This is a genomic window from Stenotrophomonas sp. YJH_SMC_4, from assembly GCF_059371575.1.
This window is the reverse complement of the sequence record NZ_JCAFUR010000012.1, coordinates 62,999-79,409: the sequence shown is the minus strand read 5'-3', so window position 1 is coordinate 79,409 and position 16,411 is coordinate 62,999. Positions and strand designations below refer to the sequence as shown.

12 protein-coding genes and 3 pseudogenes are annotated in these 16,411 nt (G+C 65.2%); 6 read left to right on the top strand and 9 right to left on the bottom strand.

What is annotated here, in order from left to right; all coding sequences use genetic code 11:
- Positions 1–150: 150 nt before the first annotated feature.
- Positions 151–1,053, bottom strand: coding sequence for a LysR family transcriptional regulator (locus AC5P9F_RS15865; RefSeq protein ID WP_005411584.1), 903 nt, complete (start codon positions 1,051–1,053; stop codon positions 151–153).
- A gap of 105 nt (positions 1,054–1,158) precedes the next feature.
- Between AC5P9F_RS15865 and AC5P9F_RS15860 the strand changes: the two genes are divergently transcribed.
- On the top strand, positions 1,159–2,373 hold the full coding sequence (locus AC5P9F_RS15860) for an MFS transporter (protein ID WP_076739399.1): 1,215 nt from the start codon (positions 1,159–1,161) through the stop codon (positions 2,371–2,373).
- A gap of 125 nt (positions 2,374–2,498) precedes the next feature.
- Positions 2,499–3,308, top strand: coding sequence for a 2,5-didehydrogluconate reductase DkgB (gene dkgB / locus AC5P9F_RS15855; protein ID WP_076739400.1), 810 nt, complete (start codon positions 2,499–2,501; stop codon positions 3,306–3,308).
- 62 nt (positions 3,309–3,370) lie between these two features.
- On the opposite strand, the gene AC5P9F_RS15850 is transcribed toward dkgB, so the two are convergent.
- From AC5P9F_RS15850 to AC5P9F_RS15840, 3 genes are all read right to left on the bottom strand, one after another.
- Positions 3,371–5,104 carry a hybrid sensor histidine kinase/response regulator gene (locus AC5P9F_RS15850; protein WP_049395767.1) on the bottom strand — a complete coding sequence of 578 codons (1,734 nt, stop codon included), beginning with the start codon at positions 5,102–5,104 and terminating at the stop codon, positions 3,371–3,373.
- Between the two features lies 1 nt (position 5,105).
- Complete coding sequence (locus tag AC5P9F_RS15845) at positions 5,106–5,432, bottom strand: hypothetical protein (protein ID WP_099527226.1); 327 nt, start codon at positions 5,430–5,432, stop codon at positions 5,106–5,108.
- 180 nt (positions 5,433–5,612) lie between these two features.
- Entirely contained in the window at positions 5,613–6,056 is a 444-nt protein-coding gene (locus AC5P9F_RS15840) for a hypothetical protein (RefSeq protein ID WP_223846451.1), read from the bottom strand.
- Between AC5P9F_RS15840 and AC5P9F_RS15835 the strand changes: the two genes are divergently transcribed.
- Positions 6,024–6,596, top strand: coding sequence for a YdcF family protein (locus AC5P9F_RS15835; protein WP_224119435.1), 573 nt, complete (start codon positions 6,024–6,026; stop codon positions 6,594–6,596). The two genes, AC5P9F_RS15840 and AC5P9F_RS15835, sit on opposite strands and share 33 nt — an antisense overlap.
- On the opposite strand, the gene AC5P9F_RS15830 is transcribed toward AC5P9F_RS15835, so the two are convergent.
- From AC5P9F_RS15830 to AC5P9F_RS15820, 3 genes and pseudogenes are all read right to left on the bottom strand, one after another.
- Positions 6,559–7,260, bottom strand: a complete 702-nt coding sequence (locus tag AC5P9F_RS15830) for an alpha/beta fold hydrolase (RefSeq protein ID WP_043034459.1) — start codon at positions 7,258–7,260, stop codon at positions 6,559–6,561. The two genes, AC5P9F_RS15835 and AC5P9F_RS15830, sit on opposite strands and share 38 nt — an antisense overlap.
- 128 nt (positions 7,261–7,388) lie before the next feature.
- Positions 7,389–8,154 (bottom strand): annotated as a pseudogene (locus AC5P9F_RS15825) (transposase).
- Positions 8,155–8,326: 172 nt separating this feature from the next.
- Entirely contained in the window at positions 8,327–8,704 is a 378-nt protein-coding gene (locus tag AC5P9F_RS15820) for a hypothetical protein (RefSeq protein WP_043034456.1), read from the bottom strand.
- A 159-nt stretch (positions 8,705–8,863) separates the two neighbouring features.
- Between AC5P9F_RS15820 and AC5P9F_RS15815 the strand changes: the two are divergent.
- Together AC5P9F_RS15815 and AC5P9F_RS15810 are read left to right on the top strand one after the other, a co-directional pair.
- Positions 8,864–9,092 (top strand): annotated as a pseudogene (locus AC5P9F_RS15815) (transposase); the annotation flags it as partial.
- A gap of 686 nt (positions 9,093–9,778) precedes the next feature.
- Positions 9,779–9,889: pseudogene (locus tag AC5P9F_RS15810) on the top strand (YbjQ family protein); the annotation flags it as partial.
- Positions 9,890–9,924: 35 nt separating this feature from the next.
- Here the strand turns inward: AC5P9F_RS15810 and AC5P9F_RS15805 are convergent.
- Complete coding sequence (locus AC5P9F_RS15805) at positions 9,925–12,651, bottom strand: bifunctional acetate--CoA ligase family protein/GNAT family N-acetyltransferase (RefSeq protein WP_164225265.1); 2,727 nt, start codon at positions 12,649–12,651, stop codon at positions 9,925–9,927.
- A gap of 85 nt (positions 12,652–12,736) precedes the next feature.
- On the bottom strand, positions 12,737–14,107 hold the full coding sequence (gene mgtE / locus AC5P9F_RS15800; RefSeq protein ID WP_043034452.1) for a magnesium transporter: 1,371 nt from the start codon (positions 14,105–14,107) through the stop codon (positions 12,737–12,739).
- A gap of 344 nt (positions 14,108–14,451) precedes the next feature.
- On the opposite strand from mgtE, the gene AC5P9F_RS15795 reads away from it, so the two are divergent.
- Positions 14,452–16,230 (top strand): monovalent cation:proton antiporter-2 (CPA2) family protein, encoded by a 1,779-nt coding sequence (locus tag AC5P9F_RS15795; protein ID WP_005411591.1) that lies wholly within the window; start codon positions 14,452–14,454, stop codon positions 16,228–16,230.
- The last annotated feature ends 181 nt before the right edge of the window (positions 16,231–16,411 follow it).

Sequence of the window (16,411 nt, the reverse complement as noted above, 5' to 3'; positions counted from 1 at the left end):
GTAGTGCCGGCCGCTGGCCGGCGACCCCACCACCACATGGGTAGCGCCCGACCGTTGGTCGGGCGATGGCAGGGGCCGTGCGGACCAACGGTCCGCACCCGCCGTAACCTGCGGTAGTGCCGGCCGCTGGCCGGCAACCCCGCCACGACCTCAGCGCAGGTAATCGCTCCGCGCCATCGCTTCACCCAGGTAATCCAGGAACGAGCTGATCCGCGCCGACACCGCCGTGTTGCGGTAATACACCGCGTGGATCGGCTGGTACACATCCAGCGTCTGCGTCGCCAGCACCGGCACCAGAGTGCCGGCGGCGCGGTCGCGGTCGGTCACGAAGTCGGACAGGCAGGTGATGCCCACGCCTTCCACCGCCAGTCGGCGTAGTGTTTCGCCGCTGGACACCGCGATATCCGGACGCACCCGCAGCAGGCCATCGGCATCGCCCGGCAACGGCCAGTGATTCAACGATTCCGGTTCGTTGAAGCTGAGCAGGGTGTGCTGGCCCAGCGCGGCGACGCTGGCCGGTTCGCCGTGTGCCGCCAGGTAGGCCGGACTGGCCACCAGCCGCAGCTGGCAGCGACCCAACGGTCGCGCATGCAGGGTGGAGTCGGCCAGCGGCCCGATCCGGATCGCCAGATCGGTGCGCCGTTCCAGCAGGTCGATGTAGCGCTCGGAGCTGTTCAACTCCAGCTGCACCTCCGGGTAGCGCGCGCGGTACCCGGCCACCAGCGGCGCGATCACGTGCAGCACGAACGGCATCGCCGCATCCACGCGCAGGCGTCCGGCCGGGCGCTCGCGGCGGGCGGCCATCTGTTCCTCGGCGGACTCCACCGCATCGATGATCGCCCGTGCATGGCGCAGGTAGGCCTCGCCCTCTGCGGTCAGGTGCAGGCGGCGGGTGGTACGGGTCAACAGGGTGGTGCCGAGCTTGTCTTCCAGCCGCCCCAGCGCCCGGCTCACGCCCGACGGCGTCTGCCCCAGCTGTTCGGCGGCAGCACTGATCGACCCGCTGTCGATCACCGCGAGGAAGGCCTGCATTTCATCGAGAGTGGTCTTCATGCCTCCATTATTGACTGGGCGGCAATAGTGATTGGCGTGAAGACCGGTTTTTCGGCAAAGGTGCGCCGCGCACACTGCGCGCCTTCCTTCCCTCCGGAGCCGGCCATGATCCGTGGCATTCCCCTCGCCCTGCTGGCGCTGACCCTCGGTGCCTTCGCCATCGGTACCACCGAGTTCGTCATCGTCGGCCTGATTCCCACCATTGCCGCCGACCTGCAGGTCAGCCTGCCCTCGGCCGGCCTGCTGGTCTCTCTGTATGCCCTCGGCGTGGCCATCGGTGCGCCGGTGCTGACCGCGCTCACCGGCCGCGTACCGCGCAAGTCGCTGCTGGTGGCGCTGATGGTGCTGTTCACCCTCGGCAACGTCATCGCCTTCCTGGCGCCGGGCTACACCTCGCTGATCGTCGCCCGAATCCTCACCGGCCTCGCCCACGGTGTGTTCTTCTCGATCGGTTCGATCATCGCCACCGCGGTGGTGCCGAAGGAGAAGGCCGCCAGCGCGATCGCCATCATGTTCACCGGCCTCACCGTGGCGCTGGTGACCGGGGTGCCGCTGGGCACCTTCATCGGCCAGCACCTGGGCTGGCGCGCCACCTTCCTGGCGGTGGCCGCTCTGGGCGTGATCGCCCTGCTCGGCGCGCTGCTGTTCGTGCCGCGCAGCGTGCCGCAGAGTGCGCCGGCCAGCTTCCGCCAGCAGCTGGCCGTACTCGCCCAACCCCGCCTGCTGCTGGTCTATGCGATGACCGCGCTGGGCTACGGCGGCACCTTCCTGGCCTTCACCTATCTGGCGCCGATCCTGCAGGACGTCACCGGTTTCTCCGCCAATGCGGTCAGCCTGGTGCTGCTGGTGTACGGCGTGTCGGTGGCAATCGGCAACCTGTGGGGCGGGCGCATGGCCGACCGCATGGGTCCGGTGCCCGCACTGAAGCGCATCTTCGCCCTGCTGGCCATCGTGCTGTTCGTGCTCACCTTCACCGCCTACAACACCTGGCTGATGCTGCTCACGGTGCTGGCACTGGGTGCGGTGGCGTTCGGCAACGTGCCCGGCCTGCAGGTCTACGTGGTCAAGCAGGCGCAGCGCTATGCGCCGCAGGCCACCGACGTGGCCTCGGGGCTGAACATCGCCGCCTTCAACATCGGCATCGCGCTGGGCGCCTCGCTCGGCGGGCTGGTGGTGGAGAACATCGGCCTGATGCACACGCCGTGGCTGGGCGCGCTGGTGGTGGTGGGCGCGTATGCATTGACCGTGCTCAGCGGCCGCCTGGACCGCCGCGACGGCATCGATGACCGCGCCGATGGCATCGCCGTGGCCGCGCATTGAGATAAGTCATGCCGTGCCGGCGCCCTGCCGGTACGGTGGTGCAATGCACCGTTGCCGGCACGCATGCGGCCACTGGCCTACCCTTTGCCGGATATTCGCATCCCTCCCCTTTGCTGGAGCTCCCCATGACTGTCCCCGCCTTCGGTCTCGGCACCTTCCGCCTCAAAGACCAGACCGTGATCGATTCCGTGCGCAATGCGCTGGATGTCGGCTACCGCGCCATCGATACCGCGCAGATCTACGGCAATGAAGCCGAGGTCGGCCAGGCCATCGCCGATTCCGGCGTGCCGCGCGAAGAGATCTACCTGACCACCAAGGTCTGGATCACCGAGTTCAAGCGCGAAGCGCTGCTGGCCAGCCTGCGTACCAGTCTGGAAAAGCTGCGTACCGATCATGTGGACCTGACGCTGATCCACTGGCCGTCGCCGAACGACAAGGTCGACGTGCCGATGGAGGAGTACCTGACCGCACTGGCCGAGGCCAAGGCACAGGGCCTGACGAAGCAGATAGGCATCTCCAACTTCACCATCGCACAGACCCGCAAGGCGATCGGCATCCTCGGTGCAGGCGCCATCGCCACCAACCAGATCGAGATCCATCCGTACCTGCAGAACCGCCTGCTGGTGAAGTTCCTGCAGGACAACGGCATCCACATCACCGCCTACATGAGCCTGGCCTATGGCGAGGTGATCAAGGACCCGGTGATCCAGGCCATTGCCGGCCGCCACCAGGCCACTCCGGCGCAGATCGCGCTGGCCTGGGCGCTGCAGCAGGGCTTCTCGGTGATCCCGTCGTCGACCAAGCGCGAAAACCTGTCGGGCAACCTGGAAGCAGCAGCGATCCGCCTGACCGACGAAGACATGGCGCAGATCGCCAAGCTGGACCGCGGCCATCGCCTGGCCAACCCGGAAGGTATCGCCCCGGCCTGGGATTGATCCCGCTGCGGTTACGGATCGGAATCGGTAGGTGCCGCCCTTGGTCGGCACCTACCGGACGGTCAGCGCTCGGCAACACCGCGCAACATATCCAGGACGCTCTCGATGTCCAGTGGCTTGCACAGAAACCCAGCCGCGCCCAGCGCCTGCGCCCTGTCAATCACCTCTACCCGGGTGTCTGCGCTCATCACCAGAACGGGAGGCGCCGCAGGGTCCCTGACCAGCGCCTCCAGTACGTCCCATCCACTGCAACCTGGCATGTGCAGATCCAGCAGAACTACGTCGGGCGCCAGCGCCTTGATGACGGCCTGAGCATCGTGACCATCTTTCCGGAAGCTGAGGCGATGGCCTGCACACTGCAGCAGGTGCTGCACCACCTCGCGGTTGGTCTCCACGTCTTCGAACAGCAGGCAGTGCAGCGGACGAACCACCGCCGCGTGCAACTGGAAAAGCTCACCCAGGGAAGGAAGCGGCTCAGCCTCATCGGCCACGGCAGCAGCGAAGCACCACACGAATGAGGCGCCGCCGACATCGCTGCGGCCGACGCTGATCGTTCCGCCCATGGCATCGGAAATCAGCCGAACGATGTACAGCCCGAGCCCGACGCCCTGTTCGCAACGTGCTTCGCCCTGACTGACCTGCACGAAAGGCGAGAAAATCATGTCTCTCTGCGCTTCGTCGATGCCCGTCCCGGAGTCGCAGACCGAGATCCGCACCTGCCAGTCATCCACCGCTCGAACGGCGCCAACCGAGACCCTCGCCTCGCCCGCCATGGGACTGAACTTGATGGCATTGCAGAGAAGATTGGTCACCACCTGTTCGATGCGACCGCCATCTGCCAACAGCCATACGTCTGCTCTCCCCACATCCACCTGCAGTACCACGCCTTTGTCTGCAGCCGCAGGCATGCAGCTCGCCTGCGCCGCCTCGATGATGGAACGCAGCGAACAAGGATGTGGCCGCAGTTTCAGCTTGCCACCATCAATGCTGGCAACATCAAGTACATCATCAATGCGACGTCGGAGCGCCTGGGCCTGCCCTGCAACGGTGGCCAGTGCGTGTCGCTGGGCAGCACTTGCCGTATTGACCTCCAGAAGCTGGATGCCGCTGATGATGGCATTGAGCGGCGTGCGAAGCTCATGACTCATGGTGCCGACGAATCGCCCCTGCGCCTCACGCGACGCAATGGCACGCAACGCGATTTCGCGCATCGCTGCCACCAGTGACGCCACGACCAGCGGCAACAGGATGGTCAGCGCCAGCGCATAGGCCAGATAGGCGGGCCGCGAGAACCAGTAGCCTTCGGGGGCTGCCCAAAGCAGCGCCACGGCCGTTACCGCGATTGCCGGCGCCATGGCCTTGCGTCCGTAAGCCACCGTCGCGGCGATGACGAGGAACGGCAGGATTGCATTGAGTGCCATCAACAGGATGAAGGCCGCGTGCACCTGGATGGCCACCATCGCCAGACTGAGCAGAAGACCCGCCGCGTCGTACCACGTGTCGTGACGCGCCCTGCGAAGGTTTACAAAGAGTGCCCACGCTACAGATACCGCCAGAAGTACAACGGCGGCCGGCAGCACCCGCGCTGCCTCATCGGCCAGAACAGGCTGAGGGCCATCGATCCAGAGCCAGCACCACAGCACCGCAAGCGCCTGCAGCAGCACCCGGAACCCACTGGCGCGCGGCTCCTGGAAGCATGACAGCAGTAGAGCCAGACGATGCATTTCCAGCACGCGCGCAGCATGCAGCAGCGCTGCCGGGGACGACATTGGAGAGGGCGTGTACGGATCATGCATGTCAGCGCCCCCCGGTCAGTGATTGACCTGTCGTGCGTCCCAGAAGGCGCTTTGCCGAGATTGCCAGCGCGCAGCCGCGCAGCCGCACGCTGCCGATGGCTTCGCCGGAGCGGAGAGCATCAGCCAGATTTTCGCAGGCATCGGCAATCCTGCAGCTGCCCAAGGCCGAGGTCACACTTTTCAAGGCATGCATGCGCGAAAGCTCCTGTTCCAGGCAACCCGGGGATTCATTCTCCGCAGCGCTCATCCAGCGCGAAATCGCCTCGTCCAGGTCAACGACAAACGATGAGAACTGGTCTGGCGCGGTCGCTGCAATCAGGTTGAGCATCGATCGCTCCCCGAGCTCAGGTCCGTCTGCAGGATGTCGCCGCGGCTCTACGCCTTGCGTTGAGTTCAAGCGTCGCATTGCTTTCCTCTGCTTGTCGCATTCAACACCTGAAGAGATGCGTTTCCGCGTTCCGCGACGCCCAAACAGAGGCCTGAAGCGACAACGTGCGGAGCGTACGGACTACTGCATCCGTTGATGGATCTGCAGGAACAGCTGCGGAAACATGCTACCCAGCAGATGCCCGCCTGCAACCGCGAGCAGGATGGCGCCCACGATGGCAACACATCTGACCGGGAGTGACATTCGCTTCAGATCCATGGCATCCAGCATGGAAGCAACGATCGCGTAACGCCATCGGATTCCTTTCAAATTTTCCTGAGGTTCGACATGCTCGCCCTGACACTCTTTCTGCTGCTCTCGTGTGCGGTTCTGGTTCGAAAGCGACACGTGCGTAGCGGCGCCCTGCTCGCCGTAGCGCCACTGGCCATCCTGGCCAGCGCGAGCGCGCCCATCACGCAACTGCTGCTGGACCTGGCACAGGACGCGCCGCCAAGCACTGCAACAGCGCACCATCCACGCACGGCGATTGTCGTGCTGGGCGCTGGCATCGATCAGGACGCTCACGGCTCCAGGCCCGGCCTGGCTGGCTATAGCCGGTTGATGGCCGCAACGCAGCGCTACCTCGCCTGCGAACGCACCGGTGCATCCTGCGTGGTGCTGGTCAGCGGTGGCGCTACTGCGCCAGACAATGCCGCAGAAGCCAACGTCTACGCGCGTGAACTGATTGCGCTGGGCGTGCCTGCGGAACACATCATCCGCGAGCACGCCAGCGTGAACACCTGGCAGAACGCCAGCAACAGCAGCCGAATGATCCAGCGCGACAGTGTCCGGGTAGTGCTGGTGACCTCTGGCCTGCACCTAAGGCGAAGTCTGATCTACTTCCGGCACTTCGGTGTCGTGGCCGAGGGCTTGCCCAGTGATCGCCTCCGCGCCTCGCCGGGGTGGCTTCCCTCTGCGTACAACCTGCTGCTGATCGAAGTGATGCTGCACGAGTACATCGGCGTCCTGCGCTACCACGTTTACAACGGCATGGGTTGGAACGAGGAATCCATCAAGCTGGACAGTGTCACGCCTGCAGCAACCACCCACGCATCGCCGCACTGACCTCGTCCGGCTTCTCCATCGGGGCCAGGTGCCCGCAATCGGGCACCACCACCAGCTGCGAGTGCGGCACCATCGCGTGCATTTCCTCGCTCATTGCGAGTGGCGTAATGCGGTCGTTGACGCCACATACGATCAGCAGCGGGTCGCGGTAACCAGCCAGCACATCGTGGCCATCGCGGCGTTCCAGCGCGCTCTGGCGCAGGAACACTTCCGCGCCCAGGCGGGCGGTCATGTCACGCACACGTTGCACCAGCACGTAATCATCCAGCCGCGAGGCGTCGATGTAGCTGCGCATCAGGGCATCGCCGAAGCCGTGGAACTTCCCCGGCAGGCGCACGCTGGCGCGCTGGCTGCGGCGTTGTTCGGCACGTTCCGGTGAATCGGCGTGGATCGAGGTATCGATCAGCGCCAGCTGCAGCACACGCTCCGGCGCGATGCGCAGGATCTGCTGGGCGACGAAACCACCCAGCGAGAACCCGGCCAGCGCAAAGCGCTCCGGCGCCTGCGCCAGCACGTCCTCGGCCACCGCCTGCAGGGTCTCGCCGCGGGTCTGGTCGCCTACGGTGCAATCGGCAATGTCGGCCAGATCGGCCAACTGCGCGCGCCACAGTTCGGCATCGTTGAGCAGGCCGGGCAGCAGCAACAGGGGGATACGGTCGGTCATGGGGGTATTGTCGCGCCGGTGCGGTGGCGGCGCCATGCCAGCGACCGCGCCAAGCGCGGCGACGTGCCGCCGGATGAGCCAGGCGCGCCGGACCCGCGCCCGCTTCTGGATACCCTGTGGGACGCGAGTCAGACCGATGCCGCGACGCATTCCTCGGCGTCGGAAGCAGGCGCCGTCGACGCCCCACGCTGGGGCCGCACCTCCTGGACGATCCGCCCCTGCTCCATCACGAGCACGCGGTCGGCGCTGTTTATGGTCTCCGGCCTATGGGCCACGATCACCTTGGTCAGCTCCATACGCTGCACGGCTTCGTTGACCAAGCGCTCGCGCATGACATCAAGATGGCTGGTGGCCTCATCCAGAAACAGAATCCGTGGCCGGCGGTAGAGGGCGCGGGCCAGAATCACTCGCTGCTTCTGACCGCCTGAAAGCGAGTTGCCCATGTCTCCGATAAGACCGTGATAACCCATCGCCAGCCCCGCGATATCGTCGTGCACGGCTGCCATCCGAGCAGCTTCCTCGATGCGCTGTTCATCGAAGCCGCTATCGAAGCCGCTGATGTTGTCGGCAATGCTCCCGGCAAACAACTGGTCATCCGGGATCGCATCAAGCTCGCTGACCCGGGCGAACAGCCGCATCGAAGCGATCTCGTGCAGCGCTTACTACATGCCCGGATCGCTCCAACGCATATCACTGCTGCAGCAGGTGGGTGCGCACCATCGTCTCCATCGCATACTGCGACTGACCCACGCGACCCGAACGCGGGTAATGTGGCTCGATCCGAGCCAGCAGTGCCTTCCATGGCACTACCTAGTCCACCTTGTAAAGGAGAATCTCGCGCCGAGTCTGCTTGCGCTTGCCCAGACCCTGCGTATCGCCAAATGTCAGCTGCATGGATGGCTTCTCAACGTGTGCCTCTATTGTCTCTCAGGCCGCCGGCCAGCGGACAGCACTACCGAAGTAGTTGTTCAGAGCATCCGTAGATGCAGGTCATGAGGACGACAAATCTCGCTCAGCCATCAGCGACCAATGGACTAAGAATAAGCAAATCTATAGATAAATAACGTTAGTCATCCCCCTCGACCTGTATATCGACCTTATCCCGAAAAATAACTGAAATTAAAGACAGGAGCAGAGCTGGAAGCCCCAAAAGAAGCACGAACGACAAAGGCGCACCGAACGACCATAGAGCGGCCGAAAACACGACAGCCGAAGCCCCAAGCAGCAGGAACGAGCACTTAATTTTCCCTATTAGCAGGTAACTTGCCGTCGAACACATCAGCGAGAATGCGGCAACAGAAACTCCGACCTCCTGAGGAACCTGCAAAGGCTCAGCACCCCGAAGCGCCGCCACCAGCATCAGCGCTGAGGCAGACGCCATTGCTACCAGGGAAATAAAATAGAACTTGCCATGCCGCCCATCAAATCCATCAGTAATCTTCATATCGACCCTCAAAGGATCGCAGGGCGAAAGCCCCGCGATCCAGCCAATGATTTACCAGCGCCAAGGATGTTCTGAACAGCTCCCTGCGAACTGTGCAGCAGTGCCCGCCACAGATTGCCGCTTCGGGGGACACTATTGAGTCGCGTAGTGGAATACATCATACGGCTGACATTTGGGGATGCGCAGGGCCTGGGCAAGCGCAAGCAGACCCGGCGCGAGATTCTCCTTTACGAGGTGGACTAGGTAGTGCCATGGAAGGCACTACCGGCCCGGATCGAGCCACATTACCCGCGTTCGGGTCGCGTGGGTCGGTCACCGTATGCGATGGAGACGATGCTGCGCATCCACCTGCTGCAGCAGTGATATGCGTTTGAGCGATTCGGGCATGTAGCAAGCGTTGCACGAGATTGATTCGATGCGGCTGTTCGAACGGCTCACCAGTCGTTCTCAGGTCAAGATGCCCTGCATAACTCGCGTGGACTCCATGCCAAGCGTCGAGAAGAGTCATGACGATTGCTCTGGTCCATCAACTGCCGCATTGAAACCAATACGGACTTGGCGTCCTTGCAGGAATCAGCCGCAGCTGCAGCTCAAGCGGCATCCTTGCAAAGTGATCATTTCGACGCGTGCTCTTCCCGAATCCGCTCGCGCCTGACGTCGGCACGCCTGGCTATCACAATGACAACCGCTCCTATGAACAAGAACGGCAAGGTCCGACCGTCTGCAGTTGCCGCCACCATAGCTAGGCAGCACACGCAGATGGCGAAGGTCTTTTCGTTGATACCTTGGATCCTCACAAATTTCCTCATTCCTGCAACATCGGGAAACATCTTCTTTCAATAAGGTCACGAAGGGTCGCCGCCACGCAGTGGCGCAATGGTAGCGTTGCTTCTTCGCTGAGTTGAAGAGCGAAATGCGTCAGTAGCCGCTTCTTTCCTTCTGGTGATTCAGTCACTCCTACGCAAGAGACACAGCAGGCACCCGGTACGCCGACATGCGTGGACCACTCGGACGTCACTGGCGTAGGGTATAAGCCATCGTTGTAGTCTATATTCAATCGTCGGAACGACTGACAGCAGCGCAATCATCAGCATGAGCTTGCTTTACGACGCCACCGATGTGATGACCGGGCTGACCGAGGTGCTGTGCTATGGCACGGCGGTGGTGGTGGAACCGTTGCGCTGACAAGGCCGCCGGGCATGGCCCGGCGCTACCCGGAATCACGCCGCTGGCGGGATCTCGGGCACCTCTACCTGCTGCACCGGCAGGGTCACCATCATCACCGTCGGGTCATCCGGGTCCAGCTTCGTCTTGAAGCCCAGGCTCTGGCACATCGCCAGCATGGTGCTGTTCTCGCGCAGCACTTGGCCTTCGACCACGTCCAGGCCCAGCCACTTGGCGTACTCGATCATGATTGCCATCAGCCGCCAGCCGATGCCGTGTCCCTTCAGGTCCGAGCGGATCAGGATACCGTACTCACCGCGGTGGTAATCGGCATCGGCGTGCAGGCGCACCGCGCCAAGCATTTCGCCACTGCGCGGTTCGATCGCCACCAGTGCGATCGAGCGTGCGTAGTCGAGCTGGGTCAGGCGCGCGATGAACTCGTGGCTGAAGTGCTTCACCGACTGGAAGAAACGCAGGCGCAGGTCCTCGTCGCTGACGCGGGCGAAGAACGCACGGAACAGCGCGTCGTCCTCCGGCCGCACCGGACGCACGAAGGCGCGGCCGCCATCGGACAGTTCGATGGTGCGCTCCCACTCCTTCGGGTACGGGAACACCGAAAAACGCGGATGACCACGGCCCTTGTGCAGGATGCGCGACGGCGCCACCGCCACACGTGCGTCGAGGGCGAGGATGCCTTTGCCGTCGACCAGCAACGGATTGATGTCCAGCGTGCGCACTTCGGGGATGTCGGCAGCCAGTTGTGCCAGCTTGACCAGCGCCAACGCCAGTGCGCGCTCGTCGGCGGCAGGCACATCGCCATAGGCCTTGAGGATGCGCGAGGCGCGGGTCTGGCCGATCAGCTCATGGGCCAGGCGCAGATCCAGCGGCGGCAGCGCCAACGCCTTGTCATTGATCACTTCGACCGCAGTACCGCCACGACCGACCACGATCACCGGGCCGAACGTCGCGTCATCGGCAATGCCGACGATCAACTCGCGCGCCTTCGGGCGGACGATGGTCGGCTGCACCAGCAGACCGTCAATGCGCGCATCCGGCCGCAGCTGGCGCGCACGTGACAGGATCGCATTGGCCGCGCTCTGCACCGCCGGCAGCGTCGTCAGGTTCAGGCGTACGCCATCGACTTCCGACTTGTGCGGAATATCGGGTGACAGGATTTTCAGTGCCACGCTGGCGCCACGTTCCAGCAGCGGTTGCGCCAGGTCCATCGCCTCGTGCGCATCGCGAGCATGCATCACCGGCGCGGAGGGAATGCCGTAGGCCTTGAGCAGTTCGTGGGTGGCCAACGGGTCCAGCCATTGCTGGCCGTTGGCCAGCGCCGCATCGACCAGCGCGCGTGCGGCCGCCGCGTCGACACTGAAATCCTGCGGCAGGCTGGGTGGCGTTTCCATCAGCGCGTTCTGCGCCTCGCGGTAGCGCACCAGGTGCTGGAAGCCACGCACCGCTTCGGCCTCGGTCGGATAGGTCGGCACCCGTGCCGCGTTGAGCGTGGCGGTGGCCTGGTCATCGTTGCCCAGCCACACCGCGAACACCGGCTTGTCGCGGTGATGGCGCGGGCGCAGTCCGAGCGTGCGGGTAAGCGCCTGTGCGGCGTCTGCGGATGAAGTGAATGCGGTCGGCACGTTGACCACCATCACCGCATCATTCTCGTTGTCGGCCAGCAGCGCCTCGATGGCGGCGGCATAGCGGTCACCATCGGCGTCGACCACGATGTCGACCGGGTTGCTGCGCGACCAGCCCTGCGGCAGCACGGCGTCGAGTTTCTCGACCGTGCTGTCGGACAGGTTGGCCAGCGTGCCACGCAGTGCAATGAGCTGGTCCACGGCCAGGCGGCCGACACCGCCACCATTGCTGAGAATGGCCAGGCGACGACCGGGGAAGGTCCCCAACCGGCCCAGCGATTCGGCGGCCGTGAACAGTTCGTCCAGCGCGCCCACGCGCAGCAGGCCGGCGCGGTTGAAGGCTGCACCGTACACATCGTCGGCGCGGGCCAGGGCCTGCACATGGGTATCGCGGCTGCCCGGCTGCACGCGCTCGGCGCGGCCGGACTTCACCACCACTACCGGCTTGGCGCGGGCGGCGGCACGCGCGGCCGACATGAACTTGCGCGCATCCTTGATCTGCTCGACGTAGAGCAGGATGGCGCGGGTGCGGTAGTCGGTGGCGAAGTAGTCGAGCAGGTCACCGAAGTCGACGTCCATCGTGTCGCCCAGCGAGACCACCGCGGAAAACCCGACCGAGCGGGCCACGCCCCACTCCACCAGCGCGGCGGCAATGGCCGAGGATTCGGAGATCAACGCAAGATCACCGGCCTGCGGGAAGTGCGCGGCGATGCTGGCATTGAGCCGTGCGTGCGGTGCAATCACACCCAGGCAGTGTGGGCCGAGGATGCGCAGGCCATGCTTGCGCGCCACCGCCTCCACCTGCGCCGACAGCGAGCCCGGGCCTTCACCCAGGTGCGCGGTGAGGATGATTGCCGCCTGCACGCCGCGTTCGGCAGCGGTGCGCACCACCTGCGGCACGATCGACGCCGGCGCGGTGATCACCACCAGATCCGGCACCCAGTCCAGGTCCTTCAGCCGCTTCACGGTGCGGATGCCATCAATTTCGGCATGCCGCGGGTTGATCCACGCCACCTTGCCGGGGAAGCCGGTGCCGCGCAGGTTGCGCATCACCGCACGTCCGGCCGAGCGCTGACGCGGGCTGCCGCCGATCACCGCGACCGACTGCGGACGGAACACGGACTGCAGGTGGTAGGTACTCATGCGCCTACGGTACCCAAAAAAGGGGACGGAGGGGATTAAGTCGTTTGTGCCACAAACGACTTAATCCCCTCCGTCCCCTTTTCTGTTACAACAGCGTGCCGTGCAGGATCATCGCGGCGATGCTGAAATAGATCACCAGTCCGGTCACGTCCACCAGCGTGGCCACGAACGGGGCCGAGGCACTGGCCGGGTCGAAGCCGAGCCGCTTCAGGATGAACGGCAGCATCGATCCGGACAGCGAGCCGAACGTGACGATGCCGATCAGCGCCGCGCCGATGGTGATCGCCAGCAGGATCCAGTGCTCGCCGTAGTCATGCAGGCCACCCAGCTGCCAGATCACGATTCGCACGATGGCCAGGCAGCCGAGGATCGCGCCCAGCACCATGCCGGTGGGCACTTCGCGCAGGGCCACCTTCCACCAGTCGCGCAGGCGCAGCTCGCGCAGCGCCAGGCTGCGGATCAGCAGCGAGGTGGCCTGCGAACCGGAGTTGCCGCCCGAACTCATGATGAGCGGAATGAACAGGGTCAGCACCACCGCGCGCGCCAGTTCGTCCTCATAGTGCTGCATCGCGCTGGCGGTCAGCATCTCGCCCAGGAACAGCACGCTCAGCCAGCCGGCGCGCTTGCGCAGCATCTCGAAGAAACCGATCTGCATGTACGGCTTGTCCAGCGCTTCCATGCCGCCGAACTTGTGCGCGTCCTCGGTGGATTCCTCGATCAGCGCATCCAGTACGTCATCGACGGTGACGATGCCGAGCATCTGCTGCTGCGCATCGACCACCGGGATCGCCAGCAGGTCGTGGCGACGGATCAGCCGTGCCACTTCTTCCTGGTCCATCAGTGCGTCCACCGTCACCGGTGGATTGACCTGGGCCACGTCCAGGATCGACTCCTCCGGCAGGCCGGTGATCAGCCGGCGCATGGTCACCACCTGCTGCAGCTGCTGGCTGGCCGGCTCCAGCACGTAGATCGCGTACACCGTTTCACGGGTGCGCTCGACCTGGCGGATGTGCTGCAGGGTCTGCGCCACGGTCCAGCTGGCGGGTACCGCCACGTACTCGGTGGTCATCAGCGCGCCGGCGGTGTTCGGCGGGTAGCTGAGCAGCTTCTGGATGGCCTGGCGGGCGTCGGTGCCCAGCAGCGGGATCAACCGGGCGCGTTCTTCCTCATCCAGCTCATGGACGATGTCGGTGGCGCGGTCATCGGCCATCAAGCCGAGCAGGGCGGCCGCGCGCGCCGGCGGCAGCGCAGCCACCAGTTCGCCGCTGCGGTGCAGTTCCGGCGCTTCCAGCATTTTCACTGCACGCGGCAACGGCAGCGCAGCCAGCGTTTCCGCGGCGCGGGTCAGTTCCAGCGTGTTGAGGAATTCCACCGCATCGGCGGTGTTGAAGTTCGCCAGCGGCGCGGCCAGTGCGGCGGCATCGGCCACCGGGCGCAGCAATTGCTTCTGGTTCATCGGGTTTGCCTTGTGGGGGTGCGACCTCGCGCAACGCCAACGCAGGCAAACCGTCCCGATGTCAGGCGGTGGCCATCGCTGGCGTCGAACGAGGTCGACTTCTACTGTCGCTGGACATTGGTTGGGGACTCCGGGATGCGTGTGCCGACGGACGCGCCGCCAGCGGCGGGCAGTCTGGACCCGTGGACCATGCAGGTCAACCCGGTCCCGCCGCGGCAGCACCCTGCCCGCAGGTTGTTCTCGTGCGTACACAGGCCGGCGCGCATAATGGCGCGGTGGTGTTCGCCACGCTTTTCCCAACCCGAACGGACGCACAGCGGCTCCCCCGATGACCAGGTATTCCCATGCATAGCGGTGGTCTGGAACTGGCGCTGGTGCTGCTGCTGGCAGCGGTCATCGCCGTGCCGGTGTTCAAGAAGTTCGGTTTCGGCGCGGTGCTGGGCTACCTGGCGGCCGGTGTGGTGCTGGGCCCGGACGGGCTGGGCTTCGTGCAGGACGCCGACCGCATCCTCGGCGCCGCCGAGATCGGCGTGGTGATGCTGCTGTTCGTGATCGGCCTGGAGCTGTCGCCGGCACGCCTGAAGGTGATGCGGCGCTCGGTGTTCGGTGCCGGTGCGGCGCAGGTGGCGCTGTCCGGGCTGGTGCTGGGCGGCCTGCTGCTGCTCGACCACTTCCAGTGGAAGAGCGCGCTGGTGGTAGGCGTGGCGCTGGCGCTGTCGTCCACCGCGGTCGGCCTGCAGCTGCTGTCCGAGCACAAGGCGATCAACAGCGACCATGGCCGGCTGGGCTTTGCCATCCTGCTGTTCCAGGACCTGATCGCGATCCCGCTGCTGGCGGCCATCCCGCTGCTGGGCGGGGTCAAGAACGAGACCCTGCGCTGGGAAGATGCGGCCGTGGCGCTGGGTGCGCTGGCGGTGGTGATCCTGTGCGGACGACCGGTGCTGCGCAAGGTGTTCAGCATCATCGCGCGCACCCGCAGCCCGGAAGTATTCACTGCCACCGCCCTGCTGGTGGTGCTGGGCACCGCCTGGTTCATGCAGGAAGCCGGCCTCAGCCCCAGCCTCGGCGCGTTCCTGGCCGGCGTGCTGCTGTCCGATTCGGAGTTCCGGCATGAGCTGGAAGCGCAGATCGAGCCGTTCAAGGGGCTGCTGCTGGGCCTGTTCTTCATCGCAGTGGGCATGGGCATCGACCTGGACCGCATCGCCGCCGAGCCGTGGCTGATCGCCGCAGGTGTCGGCATCCTGCTGGTGGTCAAGTTCAGCCTGCTCTACGCGGTTGGACGTGTCGCCCGGCTCAGCTCGCGGCAATCGCTGCTGCTGGGCAGCGTCCTGTGGCTGGGCGGTGAGTTCGCCTTCGTGGTGTTCAACGAGGCACAGCGCGCGCACCTGCTGGGCAACGCCAACCACGACCGGCTGGTGGCGATCGTCGGCCTGTCGATGGCGATCACGCCGCTGTTGATGATCGCGCTGCTGAAACTGCTCGGCCAGGAGAAAGCCACTCCGCGCGAGCCGGCCGAGGCCGACAAGGTGGCGCCGGACAACCGGCCCAAGGTGCTGATCGCCGGCATGGGCCGCTTCGGCCAGGTGATTGCGCGCCTGCTGACCGCGCAGAAGGTGCCGTTCGTGGCGCTGGAGGCGAACCCGGATACCGTGGCCGACCTGCGCCGATTCGGCAACCAGCTGTATTACGGCGACCCGACCCGGCCGGAGATGCTGCGCGCGGCCGGGGGCGAGCACATCGATGTGTTCGTGATCACCGTGGATGACCCGGAAACCAACCTGCGCGCGGTGCGCATGGTGCGCCGGCTGTACCCGGACGCGACGGTGCTGGCGCGTGCACGCAACCGTCAGCATGCGTGGCGGTTGATGGACATGTCGGCCGAGCCGTTCCGCGAAGTGTTCGGCACCAGCCTGGAGATGAGCGGCCGCGTGCTGACCGCGCTGGGCGTGGCACCGGACGTGGCCGAGCGCCACGTGCAGCGCTTCCGCGAGCACGATGAGCAGCTGCTGCGCGACCAGTACCTGGTGTACGACGACGAGGCAGCGGTGATCCAGACCTCGCGCGACGCACGCAACGACCTGATGCATCTGTTCGAGGCCGACGCGGAAAGCGACGGCAAGTAGGCGTGCCGACCAACGGTCGGCACCCACCACGGATTGCAGTAGTGCCGGCCGCTGGCCGGCAGCCTCGGGATCCCGAAGGTTTCAGGAGATTGCCGGTCAGCGGCCGGCACTACCCACTGGGGATTCCGGCCGTAGATCCACGCCATGCGTGGATGACGCGATGCCGGGGTCAGAGCCCTTT